Origin of the sequence: Psychrobacter proteolyticus (assembly GCF_039762275.1) — a bacterium.
In the GTDB taxonomy this organism is placed as follows: domain Bacteria; phylum Pseudomonadota; class Gammaproteobacteria; order Pseudomonadales; family Moraxellaceae; genus Psychrobacter; species Psychrobacter proteolyticus_C.
In genome coordinates, this window is the sequence record NZ_JBDLOB010000005.1 from 1 (window position 1) to 17766 (window position 17766).

The 17766-nt window shown below is 41.8% G+C and carries 17 protein-coding genes and 1 pseudogene; 11 read left to right on the forward strand and 7 right to left on the reverse strand.

Annotation, left to right across the window (positions count from 1 at the left end; translation table 11 throughout):
* A partial coding sequence (locus ABFV72_RS08875) for a YadA family autotransporter adhesin (RefSeq protein WP_347163260.1) occupies window positions 1-1313 on the forward strand: 1313 nt, incomplete at its 5' end.
* A gap of 345 nt (window positions 1314-1658) precedes the next feature.
* Here the strand turns inward: ABFV72_RS08875 and truC are convergent.
* The gene (gene truC, locus ABFV72_RS08880; protein WP_347163261.1) at window positions 1659-2432 is read right to left on the reverse strand and encodes a tRNA pseudouridine(65) synthase TruC; all 774 of its coding nucleotides are present in this window, start codon (window positions 2430-2432) and stop codon (window positions 1659-1661) included.
* Between the two features lie 50 nt (window positions 2433-2482).
* Here truC and ABFV72_RS08885 point away from each other — a divergent pair, with 50 nt between their 5' ends.
* On the forward strand, window positions 2483-2830 hold the full coding sequence (locus ABFV72_RS08885; protein ID WP_347163475.1) for a pirin-like C-terminal cupin domain-containing protein: 348 nt from the start codon (window positions 2483-2485) through the stop codon (window positions 2828-2830).
* 227 nt (window positions 2831-3057) lie between these two features.
* Here ABFV72_RS08885 and ABFV72_RS08890 read toward each other — a convergent pair whose 3' ends face one another.
* Together ABFV72_RS08890 and ABFV72_RS08895 are read right to left on the reverse strand one after the other, a co-directional pair.
* A complete protein-coding gene (locus tag ABFV72_RS08890) occupies window positions 3058-3336 on the reverse strand; it encodes a peptidylprolyl isomerase (RefSeq protein ID WP_102078430.1) in 279 nt (92 codons plus the stop codon).
* A 273-nt stretch (window positions 3337-3609) separates the two neighbouring features.
* On the reverse strand, window positions 3610-4245 hold the full coding sequence (locus ABFV72_RS08895) for a TetR family transcriptional regulator C-terminal domain-containing protein (RefSeq protein ID WP_347163264.1): 636 nt from the start codon (window positions 4243-4245) through the stop codon (window positions 3610-3612).
* 487 nt (window positions 4246-4732) lie between these two features.
* Here ABFV72_RS08895 and rutA point away from each other — a divergent pair, with 487 nt between their 5' ends.
* The 9 genes and pseudogenes from rutA (at window position 4733) to ABFV72_RS08940 (ending at window position 12966) form a co-directional block, all read left to right on the forward strand.
* Window positions 4733-5836: a pyrimidine utilization protein A gene (gene rutA / locus ABFV72_RS08900; protein WP_191114005.1), complete on the forward strand. Its 1104-nt coding sequence runs from the start codon at window positions 4733-4735 to the stop codon at window positions 5834-5836.
* Between the two features lie 14 nt (window positions 5837-5850).
* The gene (gene rutB, locus ABFV72_RS08905) at window positions 5851-6570 is read left to right on the forward strand and encodes a pyrimidine utilization protein B (protein ID WP_347163266.1); all 720 of its coding nucleotides are present in this window, start codon (window positions 5851-5853) and stop codon (window positions 6568-6570) included.
* Window positions 6571-6644: 74 nt separating this feature from the next.
* Complete coding sequence (rutC, locus tag ABFV72_RS08910; RefSeq protein WP_057761062.1) at window positions 6645-7028, forward strand: pyrimidine utilization protein C; 384 nt, start codon at window positions 6645-6647, stop codon at window positions 7026-7028.
* A gap of 133 nt (window positions 7029-7161) precedes the next feature.
* Complete coding sequence (gene rutF / locus ABFV72_RS08915) at window positions 7162-7743, forward strand: NADH-dependent FMN reductase RutF (protein ID WP_191114002.1); 582 nt, start codon at window positions 7162-7164, stop codon at window positions 7741-7743.
* Between the two features lie 35 nt (window positions 7744-7778).
* Window positions 7779-9137, forward strand: coding sequence for a solute carrier family 23 protein (locus ABFV72_RS08920; protein WP_347163269.1), 1359 nt, complete (start codon window positions 7779-7781; stop codon window positions 9135-9137).
* A gap of 39 nt (window positions 9138-9176) precedes the next feature.
* Window positions 9177-10676 carry a CoA-acylating methylmalonate-semialdehyde dehydrogenase gene (locus tag ABFV72_RS08925; RefSeq protein WP_347163270.1) on the forward strand — a complete coding sequence of 500 codons (1500 nt, stop codon included), beginning with the start codon at window positions 9177-9179 and terminating at the stop codon, window positions 10674-10676.
* Window positions 10677-10785: 109 nt separating this feature from the next.
* A pseudogene (gene ribB, locus ABFV72_RS08930) lies at window positions 10786-11463 on the forward strand (3,4-dihydroxy-2-butanone-4-phosphate synthase); the annotation flags it as partial.
* 111 nt (window positions 11464-11574) lie between these two features.
* On the forward strand, window positions 11575-12351 hold the full coding sequence (rutD, locus tag ABFV72_RS08935) for a pyrimidine utilization protein D (RefSeq protein WP_347163271.1): 777 nt from the start codon (window positions 11575-11577) through the stop codon (window positions 12349-12351).
* Window positions 12352-12369: 18 nt separating this feature from the next.
* On the forward strand, window positions 12370-12966 hold the full coding sequence (locus ABFV72_RS08940) for a malonic semialdehyde reductase (RefSeq protein WP_347163273.1): 597 nt from the start codon (window positions 12370-12372) through the stop codon (window positions 12964-12966).
* A 445-nt stretch (window positions 12967-13411) separates the two neighbouring features.
* Here ABFV72_RS08940 and ABFV72_RS08945 read toward each other — a convergent pair whose 3' ends face one another.
* The 4 genes from ABFV72_RS08945 to ABFV72_RS08960 all read right to left on the reverse strand — a co-directional run bounded on the left by ABFV72_RS08945 (window position 13412) and on the right by ABFV72_RS08960 (window position 17467).
* Window positions 13412-14185: a sulfite exporter TauE/SafE family protein gene (locus ABFV72_RS08945; RefSeq protein WP_347163274.1), complete on the reverse strand. Its 774-nt coding sequence runs from the start codon at window positions 14183-14185 to the stop codon at window positions 13412-13414.
* Window positions 14186-14370: 185 nt separating this feature from the next.
* Window positions 14371-15876 carry a tripartite tricarboxylate transporter permease gene (locus ABFV72_RS08950; RefSeq protein ID WP_347163275.1) on the reverse strand — a complete coding sequence of 502 codons (1506 nt, stop codon included), beginning with the start codon at window positions 15874-15876 and terminating at the stop codon, window positions 14371-14373.
* A 5-nt stretch (window positions 15877-15881) separates the two neighbouring features.
* Window positions 15882-16337, reverse strand: coding sequence for a tripartite tricarboxylate transporter TctB family protein (locus ABFV72_RS08955; protein ID WP_347163277.1), 456 nt, complete (start codon window positions 16335-16337; stop codon window positions 15882-15884).
* Window positions 16338-16453: 116 nt separating this feature from the next.
* The gene (locus ABFV72_RS08960) at window positions 16454-17467 is read right to left on the reverse strand and encodes a Bug family tripartite tricarboxylate transporter substrate binding protein (protein WP_191113994.1); all 1014 of its coding nucleotides are present in this window, start codon (window positions 17465-17467) and stop codon (window positions 16454-16456) included.
* Between the last annotated feature and the right edge of the window lie 299 nt (window positions 17468-17766).

The following is a 17766-nucleotide window of genomic DNA, read 5'->3' on the forward strand; positions in this document are numbered from 1 at the left end:
GCGACATCACTAACGGCGGCAATATCGCTAACACAGGTACTTTAACGAATACTGGCGCTACTGAACTACAAAATACATTAAGCGTTGCGGGACAATCGACTACTAACGGTATCGGTAACACAGGTGATATAGCTAACTCAGGCGACATCACTAACGGCGGCAATATCGCTAACACAGGTGATTTAACTAACGGCGGTAACTTATCTAATACGGGCACTCTAACGAATACTGGTGCAGCGACTTTAGGTAGTACACTAAGTGTTGCAGACCAAACTAGCACCAACGGTTTGGATAACACTGGTCTGCTAGCTAACGATGGTAACATCACAAACACAGGCGATCTAACCAATACTGGCGCTGCCACATTAGGAAGTACGCTAAACGTTGCAGGTCAATCGACTACCAATGGTATTGCTAATACGGGTAATATCAGCACGGATAGCTTGACTACTACTGATTTTACTACTACTAATTTGACAGCAACAGGTCAAACGACTACCAATGGTATCGCTAACACGGGTGCTATCAGTACAGATAGTTTGACGACGACAACTTTGACAGCGACAGGAACCACTACTACCAATGGTATTACCAACACTGGCGCTATCAACACGGATAGTGTGAATACGACTAACCTGACAGCCACAGGAACCACTACTACAAGCGGTATTGGTAATACAGGTGATATAGCCAACTCAGGTGACATCACTAACGGTGGAGATATCACTAACACAGGTCTCTTAACCAATACTGGTGCGGCGACTTTAGGAAGCACTCTAAACGTCGCAGGTGCAACTACAATAGGTACTAGTACTCAGAATGCTGATCTAACAGTAAATGGTAATATCATTACTACTGGTACTTTTATGCCTGATGATATCAGTACGCAAAATCTAGCAGTTTCACAGTCACTTAATGTCAGTCAGGGTGCTGCAGTCAATATGGGCGGTAACGTGGTACAAGGTGTAGCGGCAGGTCAGATTTCTGCTGGCTCAACCGATGCTGTGAACGGTGGTCAATTATTCCAGAGTCAAGCTGCAGCATTTGGCTATACAGATCGTGAGATTAACTCATTAGAAGATCGTCAAAACAAAGGATTGGCCTCGTCATTAGCATTTGCTGGTCTTAAGTATTCAACTGTTCCAGGTAAGTTCAGTGTTGGTTTAGCAGGTGGCACTTGGTCTGGTGAAACTGGTTATGCGCTAGGCGTTAACTACACAACTATAGACGGTAAATTCGGATTCAATAGTGCGTTTGGTGGTAATAGTGACGAGCAAGGTGGTAACGTAGGTTTATCTTTCCTTATTAACTAAGAGTTACTTTTATTGATTAAAGCTAATAGTTTCTAAGCCTAATAGTTAATTGTGCAGAAAATCTAACACTTGACTATTAGGCCTGAACCTAGACTAGCGAAGAATGAGTAAAATAATTTAATCAAACTCTAAAAATGGTGTTGCATATCTTTTAAGTTATGATTGCAGCGCCATTTTTACTATTGCAAATCACACTTATATTTTGTAGTAGTACTATTTAATCTGATACTTATGGTTGTTTGCCTCTAATATTAGTGTTACTTCTATTTGTTTTCATAACGATTGCTGATCAGTTCTTAATCGTTTGATATGACCTTCTAAGATAAGCGCTAAACTTTGCGCGACTTAAACCTCAACACTATCTTCCCAAGAGAACTCTTCTAAGATACGCATCCATTGATTGTCTAATCCCGCTTTTAGTACTAGTGGCTCACCAGTGACGGGGTGGCTGAGTGCCAAAGTCTGAGCATGCAGCAACATACGCGTGCAATCATAGTGAGTACGAAAAAATCGTGTGTGACGTATATCGCCGTGACTGGTATCACCCACGATATGATGGAATACATGTCTCATATGCCGACGCAACTGATGTTTGCGTCCAGTTTCAGGCGTTAAGCGCACCAGACTGTAGCGGCTAGTGGCATGCTTTTTTGATACTGCAAATGGCAGCTCAATTTGTGCCAAACTCTGCCAGTGGGTCACTGCTTCTTGAGCAGGTTTATCTAAGTTGGCAAATTTATCGGCAATGGCATCAGGCTTAAAGCTTAACGCATAGTCAACAGTACCTTGCTCAGACATAAAGCCACGCACCACTGCCAAATATTGCTTGGTCACTTTGCGTTCAGTAAACGCTTCGGTAAGGCTACGTGCCACGGCTGAACTCTTGGCAAACAACAATACACCTGATGTAGGTTTATCTAACCTATGTACTGGAAACACATGGCAGCCTACCGCGTCACGAGTAAGCTGCATGGCAAAGCGTGTCTCACCTTTGTCCAGCCAACTGCGATGCACCAACAGACCAGCTTCTTTATTAATCGCTACTATATACTCATCTTCATAGATAATTTCTATTTGATCAGCAGTATTGCCTTCGATATCCATGTTTTCATTGCTCATATTTTAGATGCGTTAATTATATATTCTTTTGTTAGACCTGTAGTGGCATAATAAATTTAGAGCCAAACTTTGAGTACGGTATTTTGGTTTCAGAAGGGGAAGTAGAGTCCGAAGGCAATATTTGCAAGCAAGACCAGTTATTCCGTTTTCATAATAGCGATATTGCTAATAACAAAAGTATTAAGTTGGCTGCTAAAAAGGGCACACGTATCATGTTCATCGGCGGCGAACCGCTGAATAACCAAGTACTAATGTGGTGGAACTTCGTAGCTGATAACAAAGCTGAGATTGAACAATCTATTGTTGATTGGAATAATGGTCATGAGCGTTTTGGTAATGTTGACTCTGATATGAAGCGCTTGCCCGCGCCTGAATTACCTAAAGGTTTGAAAGGTTGATTACAACTTATCTCGCCCCTCACTATTTGACCTTAACTCGTAGAAAACTGCTTAAGTAAAATACTGCTTAAATAAAACAAGGGGAGTTTGACGTAAGGATTAGAAGGGGTAGGTCGACCAAACATCAAATCCTGATTCGCACATAATTACCACGATATTAAAGCATATGTGAATCAGGACGACATTTGAGATATAGCTCAGGTGGCTTACAATCAGAGCTTCAACGCTTAAGTTCTATAAAGGACTTTTACGACATGCCAGCCAAATTTGGTCTTTACTAAATGCGGGGTAAATAGTTCGCCGGTAAAGCAAACTTTATCGAATGGCCCTACCATATCACCTTTGCCAAACTCGCCTAAGCTGCCACCTTTCTTACCTGATGGGCAGGTTGAGTATCGCTTGGCCAGTACATCAAACTTAGCGCCTTTTTTAAGCTTGGCAATAATGTCCTCAGCTTGTTCTTTATGTTTTACTAAAATGTGCAATGCGCTAGCGGTACGAGCCATAATGTAACCCTTTCATAAAATATCAATTATCAGGACATTATATCACTACTTACCTTGGTTGCTAACCTCACTTGTAGGTGCTGAGTTCTCCCAAGTCATCCTTATATAATCGTGACTATAGGGATTGGAGAAAAGAAGTCTTAGTCATGTAGTGTTTTATTTAAACTATAGTCTTTATTTAAACTACAGCCCTTAAATGACGGACATAAAAAAAGCCTCAATCTTTAGATTGGGGCTTTTCGAATTGGGGATCTGTACTTTACTCATCTCAAATTACGGAATCAAACTATCTACCAAAAGCTGAGTACTAGTGTTTAATGCCTCATTAGCGAACTTTTTATTTCTCAAGCTATGATTACACACTGCTTCAGTTTGCGTAGAAAAATCAGAGTAGTGCTGAGTCACCGCCCAAATATGAAAAATCAAATGGATGGCAGACACGGACTTAATCTTGTTATCTGCAATCCAGCCATCAATCACTGCCACCTTTTCACGAACCAAAGACCTTAAAGGGCCTTTTAATACGGCCATCAAATGAGGTGCCCCTTGTATAATCTCTAACGCATACAGTCTCGATGCTGCAGGCGATTTTTTTGAGATTTTATATTTTTCTTCAATATAGGTCTTAAGGGCAACCCTTGGATCTTGGTTGGCGTTAATCTCACTCAAAGGCGATAGCCACTTACTCAGCACCTTTTCTAAAACAGCAACATACAGAACTTCTTTACTTTGGAAGTAATAAAATATATTCGATTTAGATATGTCAGCTTCTTCGGCAATTTGCTCCATGCGCGCGCCATTCAACCCCTCTTGGGAAAATACGATCAATGCAGCATTAATGATATGTTCTTTCTTTTTTAATATTTTTGCACTCGTCTCTGTCTCTTCTTTTAGTGCGTATTCTTTCACTATATTTTCCCTCATCGTAAAGCCATATGAACCTAATTTTAAATGATAGTTGATTCAATTTAAAAAAGGGTAGAAGTAACCAAATGCAGATGCTATTGGTTAATTAAAACAGATATGCCAACTACTCCAACAGCGAGCAATACCATATCGGTTTACAGGTTCACTGACTAAAGCAACCTGCTGTTGACCAGTCTTTTCTGCTGCTTATTCCACCTTATCTTCATTCAGACCACCATCAAAATGCACTTATAAACAATTTATACATTTGTGCACTATTTTATAACACTTTGCACCAATTTATAACAGCCCGCACTATTTCTCTGCATATTTTTAGACCATATGGTTTAATAATTTTTGTATGGAAATAACATAAGTATTTGATAAATAAGTATTAATTAATTTGGCATAAATTATGCTACATAAAAAACATGAAATAATCTTTATTTCTTTTATCGCTCTTTTCTTCCTCAAACGTATAGGTGAAATCATGGAAATAGGTATTTTTTGTCCGATTGGCAACAACGGCTGGTTAATTTCAAAAAACGCGCCGCAATACAAGCCAACATTTGAGCTAAATAAACAGATTGTGCAACGTGCTGAGCACTATGGTTTTGATTTTGCGCTTTCGATGATCAAACTGCGCGGTTTTGGCGGAGAAACTGAGTTTTGGGATTACAACCTCGAGAGCTTTACCTTGATGGCAGGACTTGCGGCAGTCACGTCTAAGATAAAAATCTATGCTACATCGGCGACGTTGGTTATGCCACCTGCGATCGTAGCGAGAATGGCATCAACGCTTGATAGCATCTCAAACGGGCGTTTTGGATTGAATGTCGTGACTGGCTGGCAAGAAGCAGAATATGGACAGATGGGAATGTGGCCAGGCGATGATTATTTTGGTAAGCGCTATGACTACCTATCTGAATATGTCCAAATTTTGAGAGATCTTTGGGCGACAGGCCAATCTGATTTGAAGGGTGAGTTCTTTCAGATGAATGACTGTCAGGTGAAGCCTATTCCAAAAGCGGATATGAAGATTATCTGTGCAGGTCAATCAGATACAGGCTTGGCGTTCTCTGCAAAATACGCTGACTATAATTTTGTCTTTGGTAAAGGTCTGAACACGCCAACTGCCTATGCCGGTATCAATGATCGCTTAAAAGTACATACGGATCAGACGGGTCGTAACGTTCCGACCTATGTCCTCTTTATGGTCATTGCAGATGAGACCGATGAAAAAGCCCAAGCAAAGTGGCAATCATACAATGATGGCGCGGATTTTGAAGCCATTGATTGGCTGCAGTCACAAGGTGGTAAGGACAAAACCTCAGGCAAAGATACCAACGTTCGCCATATGGCCTCAAGTGTTTCACCAGTCAATATCAACATGGGTACGCTGGTTGGCTCTTTTGAAAATGTCGCCAGTATGTTAGACGAAGTCGCTGAAGTACAAGGTACGGATGGCGTTCTATTGACCTTTGATGATTTCGTGCAAGGCGTGGAAGATTTTGGTAGCAGAATTCAACCACTGATGCAGAGCCGCATCAATGTTGATACACCAGTGGCCAGCCAAGCTGTCAGCGAAGCCTAATAAAAGGAGCAGATATGAATTCGGTTAATACAATTTGTGCAGACTTTACCAAGGAATCATCTCCCGTTTTAAAGTCTTTGCCTGAACCTATCAAGTTAGATCCATCCCAGACGGCGCTGATCGTCGTGGACATGCAAAATGCGTATGCCAGTCAAGGTGGTTATCTAGATTTGGCTGGGTTTGATGTCACAGCGACCAAACCCGTCATCGATAAGATAAAGCAAGCCGTGGATATTGCGCATCAATCTGGCATACAAGTTATCTACTTTAGAAATGGCTGGGACAACAAATATGTGGAGGCTGGTGGTAGCGGATCGCCCAATTATCACAAATCAAATGCCTTAAAAACCATGCGTAAGAATCCTGAAATTGAGGGAACGCTATTGGCAAAAGGTGGCTGGGATTACGAGTTAGTCGACGAGCTTAGCCCTGCGCCTCAAGACATCGTTATAGATAAACCTCGATATAGCGGCTTTGCGAACACCAATTTCGATAGCGTATTGCGATCACGTGGCATACGTAACTTATTGCTCACTGGTATCGCGACCAATGTCTGTGTTGAATCTACGCTTCGAGATGGGTTCTTCCTTGAGTATTTTGGGGTGTTATTAGATGACGCTTGTTATCAAGCAGGACCAGTAGAGGCTCATGACGCCACACTATATAACGTAAAAACCTTTTTTGGTTGGGTGTCTGATGTTGCCAGCATGCAGCAGTGTTTTTCAAATAGTTAATGTTTTACTTAGCCAGCTTTTAGCATCTAAACCAAGAGCTTCATACTTAACCTAACCGCAATAGGAATGTAGATATGTCTAAACAAGTGATTATCCCTGAAGGTACCAGCAAACCATTAGCCCCTTATGTACCAGCGACTAAGGCCGACAACATCGTTTATGTCTCTGGCACTTTGCCTTTCGATGAAAACAACGATGTCGTACATGTGGGTGATGCCGCTGCTCAAACTCGCCATGTGTTAACAACGATTCAAAACGTTATTCAAACCGCTGGCGGCGATATGGATGATGTGACCTTTAATTCGATCTTTGTAAAAGATTGGGCAGATTATGACGCGGTCAATCAAGTCTATGCAGAGTTTTTTCCCAATGAAAAGCCAGCAAGATTTTGCATCCAATGTGGATTGGTAAAACCAGATGCTTTGGTCGAAATCGCGTCCATAGCGCACATTGGATAAAAACCTGTTTAAAAATGACTGCAGTTAGTGAATTTAAAGTTACCTGACATCGAACCCCCCTAGCATTGGACTGTAGTAGGGCGCTTTAGTTGACTACACATGTGGCGGAATATTGTTTAAAAGGAAATGACAGATGAATACAGTAATTAAAGAAAGCCAAGTAACGCAATCCTCATTAATGAAACATAAGTCTAAAGAATCATTCACCTCTACGGCAGGAAACTTAACCGACATGCAGCAGTCTTTTAGAGATGCAATGAGCAAGTTGGCTGCTGCAGTGAACATTATTACCACTGAAGGTCCAGCAGGGCGCGCAGGATTTACAGCCTCGGCGGTGTGCAGTGTCACTGACGAACCGCCAACTCTATTAGTGTGTTTAAACAGAAGCGCTTCTGTGTACAAGTTTTTTAAAGAAAATATGGTGCTATGCGTCAACACACTTGGTCTTGAACATAAAGATCTAAGCGGTGTGTTCGGTGGTAAAAAGGCGCTGGAAGAAAGATTTGAGCAAGGGAATTGGTCCACGCTGTCAACCGGATCGCCTGTGTTAGAGGATGCCAGTATCTCTTTTGATTGCAAAATCAAACTCATCAGCTCGGTGGGGACCCACGATATTCTTATTTGTGAAGTATTGGATATCAAACACAAGCCTGATTGCGAAAGTCTCATCTATTTCAATCGAGACTACCATCAATTAAGTAAGTGCAAAAACTAAGTATCACACCTCTACTTTTTTTAAGGATATTCAAAATGGATAAATGGTTTGTGAAATGGCGTCCCTACACCGGGAACCTAGAAACGACACCGGTAGGTATCAATGAATACTTACCAATGGGTAAAAGTGTGGTGTTAGGCGCACAGCACTCATTCGCAATGTTTGGTGCGACAATCTTAGCTCCCTTACTGATGGGCTTTGATCCTAGCTTGACCATGCTGATTACTGGTATAGGTACGATACTTTTCTTTCTGATTACTGGCGGTCACGTACCCAGTTATTTGGGCTCTAGCTTCGCATTTATTGGAGCGGTCGCAGCAGTGACAGGGTATAGCGGTACTGGTATCAATCCAAATATTGGCATTGCGCTTGGGGGCACACTGGTCTGTGGGGTTTTATACGCATTGATGGGTCTGCTGGTGATGAAGACAGGTGCAGGGTGGATCGAGAACTTGATGCCACCTGTGGTCACTGGGTCCATTGTGATGATTATTGGGTTGAACCTAGCGCCTGTCACCATACAAAGCGTCATTGGCAGTAGCTTTGATTCTTGGATGGCGTTAGTCACCGTATTATGTATCTGTTCAGTCGCCGTCTTTACTAAAGGTATGGTCAGACGTTTGTTACTGTTGATAGGACTAGTCGCCGCCTATTTTATTTATTTCCTATTAACGAATGTGATGGGTATGGGCAAGCCTATTGATTTTGCTCCAATTGCGAATGCCGCGTGGTTCGGTATGCCAACCCTTTACTCTCCTGTCTTTGAGACCAGTGCCATATTAGTGATTGCACCCGTCTTTATCATCTTAATCGCTGAAAACCTTGGTCATTTCAAAGCAGTAGAGGCCATGACTGGCAAAAGTATCTCACCTTATATGGGTAGAGCGTTCTTCGCTGACGGTCTTTGTACCACGCTTTCGGCTTCGGTAGGCGGCACTGGTATGACGACTTATGCAGAAAACATCGGCGTCATGGCAGCGACCAAAATTTACTCTACAGTCGTCTTTGTCATAGCAGGTGTTTTCGCCATTCTATTGGGCTTATCCCCTAAATTTGGCACCTTGGTAAGTACCATTCCTGTGCCTATTTTGACCGGTGCTTCAATCGTTGTCTTTGGTTTAATCACGATCGCTGGTGCGCGTATTTGGATGAATGCAAAAATTGATTTTAGTAAGAATGGCAACATGTTGGTAGCAGCCGTCCCAGTAATCCTAGGCACTGGCAACTATTCACTAAATATTGCCGGCTTTGATTTGGGCGGCATCGGTACTGCTACGTTTTTAGCCATTCTTATGAACCTCGCTTTCAATTTTAAAAACAAACAAAAAGAGGTGAGCGTGACCACTGAGAGAGAAATCGCTACATCAGAGCCGCTCTTAAAACTCAATCCATAAATTTAAACCCTATTTGATATTACCTTAAGGAATCGTGTCATGAATACAGAACCACGCAGCGTACAACAATTGATCAATGGCGAATTTACCGAGTCAACTACCACAGAATGGATTGATATCACCAATCCAGCCACGCAAGAAGTTATCGCCAAGGTACCACAATCAACACCTGCGGAAATCGAGCAAGCTATCAAAACGGCATCTGAGGCTTTTCAGAGTTGGCGTGTCACACCTATCAGTAAACGAGCTCGTGTTTTCTTAAAGTATCAACAACTGATACGTGAAAATATGGATGAGCTGGCAGCGCTACTGACTGAAGAACAAGGTAAGACACTGGCAGATGCTAGAGGTGATGTATTTAGAGGTCTTGAGGTCGTAGAGCACGCATCAGGTATCGGTAACTTGCAACAAGGTGGCTACATCGAAAACGTCGCCAGTAGTGTCGATATGTATACCGTGCAGCAACCAATAGGTGTCTGTGCAGGTATTACCCCCTTTAACTTTCCTGCCATGATTCCCCTATGGATGTTTCCAATGGCCATCGCCACAGGTAACACGTTCATCTTAAAACCTTCTGAACAAAATCCAATCGTTACCATGAGATTGGTCGAGTTGGCGCTTGAGGCAGGTATACCAAAAGGAGTATTAAGTGTCGTTCATGGTGGTAAAGATACAGTGGATGCGCTGTGCGATCACCCTGACATAAAAGCAATATCTTTCGTTGGTTCGACAGCAGTTGGTAAGCATGTCTATGATCGAGCCGGTCAGGCTGGCAAACGTGTGCAATGTATGATGGGTGCGAAAAACCATGCCGTTATCATGCCTGATGCCAATAAAGAACAAAGTCTGAATCAGTTAGCAGGCGCAGCATTTGGTGCAGCAGGTCAGCGATGCATGGCACTGTCTGTCGTGGTATTGGTTGGGGAATCTAAACAGTGGGTTGATGAAATTGTAGAAAAATCAGCACAGCTAGTCGTTGCCGCTGGCAAGGATGACAAGGATTTGGGACCTCTAATATCTAAGCAAGCCAAAGCCCGTGTCGAGCGCTTAATTCAAGCTGGCATAGATGAAGGTGCGCATCTAAGACTAGATGGCCGTGGTTGTCAGGTAGAAGGTTATGAAGAGGGTAACTTTGTTGGTCCAACTATCTTAGATCATGTAACCACTGATATGAGCTGCTATACCGAAGAGATCTTTGGTCCTGTCCTATGCATTATGTATGCCGACACGCTTGAGGAAGCCATTGAGATTATCAATACCAATCCAAATGGTAATGGCACTGCCATTTTTACCCAGTCTGGCGCCCATGCACATAAGTTCCAACAAGATATCGATGTTGGACAAGTTGGCATTAATTTACCAATTCCAGTACCGCTACCTATGTTTTCGTTTACAGGGTCTAGAGCCAGTAAGCTCGGTGACTTAGGTCCTTATGGCAAGCAAGCGGTGCAGTTTTATACACAGACTAAAACAGTGATATCACGTTGGTTTGATGAAGATGCTAGTGAAGGCGTAAATACTACTATCTCTATGAAGTAGCTATACGGCCGTATCAAACGTAGGACGTTATGTAGAGCGTGTGATTAATTGACAACAGGCTCTACATAACAACATACAAAAGCAAATATAAATGCAAATGGTGGATTTTATGAATATCAATACAATACCAGAAATCATTGAAGATATTAAAGCAGGCAAGATGGTCATAATCATGGATGATGAGGATCGGGAAAATGAAGGTGACCTGATTATGGCAGCCAGTTTGGCCAAACCTGATGATATTAATTTTATGATTACACATGCCAGAGGTTTGGTTTGTTTGACCTTGACCTCCGAGCGTTGCAAAAAATTAAAACTACCTCTCATGTGCAAAGACAACCAAGCACCTTATAGTACAAATTTCACCGTTTCCATTGATGCAGCAGAAGGGGTAAGTACCGGTATATCAACGGCAGATAGAGCTCAGACCATCAGAACTGCCGTGTCTCAAGACGTTACCTTTGATGATGTTGTAACCCCAGGACATATTTTTCCATTAGTTGCTAAACAAGGCGGTGTTTTAGAGCGGGCTGGGCATACCGAAGCAGGTTGTGACCTAACGAGACTGGCTGGTTTAGAGCCTGCTGCGGTTATTGTAGAGATTATCAACCAAGATGGTGAAATGGCTCGTAGAAATGATCTGATGAAATTCGCCGATACTCATAATCTAAAGGTCGGCACCATAGACGCGCTAATTAAATATATTAAATCTCAAGAGACCATCGAAAGTAAAGGTGAAAGCGAAGTCGAAAATTTCGAAGAAACTGTAACGTATGAATATGATGAAAGCGATGAGCGTACCGTTGAATTGATTTAATAAATTTAATTTAGCTTGATTTTATAAGCTATTAGATACTTTTACCACAATTTGAATTTTACTAAAATTGGATGAAACCCTATGTTAGTTAAAAAATATCCTTGTAAGAACGACACGACAGAAACGATCGTATTTAGTTCAGGTTTAGGCGGGCATGCTGATTTTTGGTTACCTCAAATTGAGAGTTTTACCGAGCATTATAATGTGATTTGTTATGAACAAGAGGGCGTATCGTCTGATAGTGATCTCTTACCCGATGACTATTCTATGCAAGATTTAGCGGATCAATTAATTGAAATCTTAAAACAAGAAGGGCTGTCTAACTGTCATTTTGTTGGTCACGCACTTGGCGGATTCATTGGTATGGAAGTCGCTTATAAAGCGCCAGAGTTGTTAGATAAACTGGTCATCTTAAATGGTTGGGAAAGCCTCGATCCTCACACTATTAAATGTTTTCATATGCGAACCAGTTTGCTACAAGATACAGGGGTAGAGGCATTTGTACGTGCCCAAGCGATATTTTTGTACCCACCGATCTGGATCTCAGACAACATAGAAGCACTCACGCAAAAAGAAGATAAAGCCATCGCTCACTTTGCGCCAGTCGAGAACGTCTCAACGAGACTAAAAGCCTTGCAGGCTTATCAGCCCCTGATAAATGCCAAGCATATCAAAAACAAAACGCTAGTTTTAAGCAATCTTGATGATGTTTTGGTGCCATGGCAACGCGGTCTGGCTTTGGCCAATAATATGCAGAATGCTCAATTTGAGTTGATGGTGACAGGTGGCCATGCTAGTACAATCACAGAAACCTGCTCAACCAATAGCAAAATCCTTCAATTCTTATCCAAAAATTAATATCAATTAGGACGTACTATGACTGACTCCCTATCGTTATCCTCAGAAGGTCTTGATCAGCTGTTTGGTAAAGCCAGATCTTTTAATGCTTGGCAGAAAAAAGACGTGCCAGATGCACTACTTGAAGAGATCTATCATTTAGTTAAAATGGCGCCTACCTCAGCCAATTGTTCACCGGCACGGTTTGTATTTCTCAGATCTGATGACGCCAAAGCACGCTTAGAGCCAGCACTGTCATCAGGTAATATCGAAAAAACAATGACAGCACCTATCACAGTGATTGTCGCTCATGATAATGAATTTTATGAACAACTTCCCAAATTATTCCCACATACGGATGCCAGATCATGGTTTAACTCTAGCCCTGAACTTATACAAGAGACGGCGTTTAGAAACAGTTCTATGCAAGCAGCTTATCTGATTTTGGCTTGTAGAGCCTTGGGTTTAGACACGGGCCCAATGTCTGGATTTAATAATGAATTGGTAGATAAAACCTTTCTTAAAGATAGTAAATGGACCTCAAATCTACTCATTAATATAGGGTATGGCCAAGAAGATCACTTGTACAGCCGTCTGCCAAGATTGGACTTTGATGAGGCTTGTCAGCTCTTATAAAAACAAGCGATTCATCCATGTGAAAGGGTAGCTGCTTTCGACTGGGTTATTAAGTGAACCATGATGACGTTTAATAACCATTTTTGTTTAAAGATCTCTAAAAATAAAGGTTTTCCGCTACAGCTCTTTTATTGCAGGTACAAAAAAAGCTCCAATTTTCACGATTGGAGCTGTTTAAATTTGGCAAACATAATATGATTCGAACCAATGATCTCTACTATTTTAAAGTAGGTCAACTGAATGTTATGGAGTGACAATATCTTACATGTATTGATTCTATCGAATTATAGGTATTATATGGTTGAACAACAACAATGTAAGTTGTAAGGCAATTAATAAAAATACTGTACGCAGATGTTCAATCGGTAAAAATATATGAGGTGAAAATACTGTCATTGTTTATGAAAATGTACTGTGAATAGTTATGGCATAGAATGGAAATGCTCTAGAACAGCACATTAATATTTCTTACTATCATTATTAAGCCACTGATGACCATTAATATCAGCAGCATGATTCTAAACTGGCTAATACTAATGCCTGCCAAAAAGCGTTTGCCAATAATATTACCAATCACGGCGCCCAGTCCTAATACAAGACCATACGCGCATATCTTGACGGTGAGTATCCCAAAAAAGGTGTAGCTGATGATTTGTACAATACCTACAAAGAAAGAATTAGCTGTTTTGGTCGCAATAAGGCTTTCTTTTTCTAGTCCAGCATTCATATAAAAAGGGTTAAGAATAGGGCCGAGGCCACCCACCAAAGTGCTCATAAAGGCAATGACAAAGCCCACAGGCACAAAACCTACTTTTGGCATATCAAATGTTTTACTTACTTTACCAAACTTGTATTGGAAAATAGTCGAGACTAAAAATGCGCCAACCAATAACTGAATCCAGCCTGCGTCCAAACGACTAAACACCAATGCGGCTAGCCATGCACCTACGATAGCGCTTGGGACATAATATTTGGTCAATGACCAATCAATATCATGCCAAAATAGATAAAGTCGCGAGGCATTACTCAGAAAGGTAGCCACGTTGATCACAGGTGGTGCAATCGCTGTCCCTACCATCGAAGAGGTAACTGGTATCAGCAACATAGCGCCGCCACCACCAGATATAGTGGAGATAATAAAAGCGACCATGCCAGCGATGAACAAACCTACTAAATGCCAAGTTGGAATGGTTTGCAATAAATCTAAAACAAAGAGCACTATAAAATCCTATTTCATAAGTGACATCAAGTAGTGATGTTTTGCTAATTTTGGACAGCTGACAAAAGAGTTAGGAGTATTAAATAACTGTTGCAAGTAGGGTGAAAGTATCTCTAAAAAAACGGTGGCCATACATAGAGTATAACCACCGCCGGAGAGACATTTAGAGACGAACTAGCAAGAACTTATGCAGCAGTCCTCTTAAAGCGCTTACGATACATTTTACGAATGATTGGCATGAATATCATGACAACTACCAGACCCCATAGTGATACGGTGATTGGGCTACTCCATAGAATAGACATTTCACCTTGAGAAATAGACAAGGCACGTCTGAGGTTAGACTCCATTAGCTCTCCTAGTACATAACCTAGAATAAGGGCTGATAGAGGGAAATGTAGTTTGCGTAAGAAGTAACCAAATATCCCAAGTCCTACCATGAATACCATATCAAAGGTCGTGCTGTTGATAGAGTAAACACCAACGAAACTGATAGCAGCAATAGATGGTATCAAGATATAGTTTGGTACATTAAGTAGCTTAGAAAACACACCAACCAAAGGAATATTCATTACTAACAAGATAACGTTACAGATGAATAATGAAGCGATAAGACCCCAAACGATGTCTGGCTGTTCGGTAAATAGCTGCGGACCTGGCGTGATATTATATAAAGTCAACGCACCCATCATGACCGCTGTCGTACCAGAACCAGGAACACCCAAGGTCAACATCGGTACAAATGAACCACATGCTGATGCGTTGTTAGCCGCCTCTGGAGATGCTAAACCACGAAGATCGCCTTCACCAAATTTGCCACTGTCGCCAGCAATTTTGCGTTCACTAGCATAGGTCATCGCACTCGCGATAGTCGCACCTGCACCAGGCAAAATACCAACGAAAAAGCCCATTATGCCACTACGTACCATGGCGCCAATGGTAAAGAGAAATTCTTTTAGGTTGAATAAGCTACGCTTACCTTGCGCGATAATTTTCCCACCAGTACTGGTTCTTTCAAGCAAAATCAAAATTTCACTAACACTGAAAAAGCCAATAACGATCGTTGTGAACTGAATACCATCAGATAAGTTGACTGAATCAAAGGTATAGCGATAGATACCTGTGACCGCATCGACACCAACAGTAGCCAGACCCAAGCCAATTAACGCTGACACTGCTGTTTTGATAGGCTGATCACCAACCAAACCACTCAAACAGCAAATCGCGAATACCATCAATACGAAGTATTCAGCAGGTCCAAACGACACCGCCCAGTTAGCCAATAAAGGTGCGAACAAGACCACACCAATGGTCGCAATCGTAGAACCGATAAATGAAGCAACCGCAGAGATGGACAAGGCGATGCCAGCCTTGCCTTGAACCGCTAGCGGGTTACCATCCAATGAGGTCATAACCGCCGCGGCAGATCCCGGCACGTTCAGTAGAATGGCAGAAATACGACCGCCATATTCGCAACCAAGATAGACAGCCGCTAGTAAGATAAGTGCACTCTCGGGTGGTAGACCAAGGGCAAAGGCAAAAGGCAATAGAATTGCCACACCATTAATAGGGCCAAGGCCAGGCAACATACCGACAACCGTACCAATAAAAGCGCCAATGAGTGCAATCAGTAAGTTTTTGGGCAACATCGCTACGCCAAAACCCTGCATTAAAAAGTCAAAAGTTTCCATAATAGCTATCCCATTATTCCTGATAATATTCCAAGTGGCAGAATCACATCCAAAGCCATGTCAAATAAGACATACAAGGCGATACTGATCACAACTGAAAAGATAAGGCTTTTAATAGGATTTCCGGCAAATAATAAACCAACCGCAAAACACATCAGTGTGGTAGCAACCACAAAACCTAAAGGCTCAAAAATTAAGCTATAAATCAATAATGCGCTGACACACAGCACAAGATTTCTAAGCACTATGTTGTTATAGCCTAAATCGATGACTTTCGTAAATCGTGCTGGACGAAAGGCAATAACCAAGGTCAAAAGTGCCGTAAGTGAGAAAATCAAAATAGGATAGGGTCTAGGGCCGATAGGATCATAGGCAATAGGAGCAACGTAACCAATAGCTAAGTAGACCAAAAATAAGCTAAACAGCCCCATTAATCCAGAAAATGCACGTTCCATTGTCATAGAAGTATTCCTTAAATTCCAAAATAAGAAGGTTGATAGATGTCTCATCTGTCAACCTTCGATAAATACTGTAAAAATCAGTATTCAATCATTAAGGGGATATGATCTGTGTAATGCTACTTAGCTGCAGCATCAACAAGACCGTACTCAGCAGACAACTCACGTAGCTCACCGGTACGTTTATAAACGTATGCTTCTAGCTCATCACCAGTCATAGAGAATGGTAGTAGCTCTTGCTGCTCGCGTAACTCAGCGAATTTTGGATCCGCAAGCATATTATCAAAGCTTGCTTTCCACCAGTCATAAGCGGCAGGACTGACATCTGGACCCATGTAATAACCACGCATGACAGGCCAAGTAACGTCATAGCCTTGCTCTACAGCAGTAGGAATATCGGCCATAGTGCCGCCCAGTCTTTCATCTGCGAATACGGCCAATACACGTAATTTGCCAGCAGTGGCTTGTGGCATGATCTCAGCGATACCAGCACTTACGACAGTCACATGGTTACCCATTACCGCTGTAATAGCCTCGCCGCCACCTTCCATCGCAACATAAGTCATATCGCTAGGATTAACACCAACCGCTTTAGCTAAAATAGCTGTCTGCATCCAGTCCTGACCACCAACACTACCACCAGCGGCGAAACTGATTGCTTTTGGATTTGACTTAAGCTCAGCAACCAATCCTGCTAAATCTTTGATAGGTGAGTCTGCATTGACAGCGATAGCACCATAATCAGTACCAACGGCTGCTAGCCATTTCACGTCTTTTTCAGTGAATTTACCAAATTTACCTTGCGATAGATTTAGGATAGAGCCAGTAGAGAAAGCAATGATTGCATCGTTATTAGCACGATCATTGGCAACGATTTTGTTATAAGCAACAGCACCCACACCGCCTGGCATATAAGTGACTCGCATTGGATCTTCTAATAGGCCAGTATCTCTTAAGCCAGCTTGAGCAAGTTTACAAGTCAAGTCAAAGCCACCGCCTGGTTTTGCTGGGGCGATACATTCTGGACGTGAAGGGGCGTCATAACTGGCATCAGATGCTGCCGTATCAGATTTATTACATGCGGTAAGGGTGAGTACAGAAAGGCCAAGAGCCAAATAGGATAGTTTGTTCACACGACACTCCTTGTGTGTATTTTTAATGAATAGCTCAATAGAATTCTGAGCAAAATAATTAAGTGATGACAGATGAAGTTCAGATCATCCTGACAATAACTACTAAACTTCATAAAAGTAGAGTTTTTAGCGTTTTGCAAAAGTAACAGAATATTATAGAAATAACAAGAAACATATGTATGTATACATGAATTTTATTTTAAGGTACTATCGCAATGACTGATACAAAATTACTTATTGTCTCAATATCAAGAAAGAGATAAGACAGCAAAACCTTCAGAATACAAGATGTTTATTTC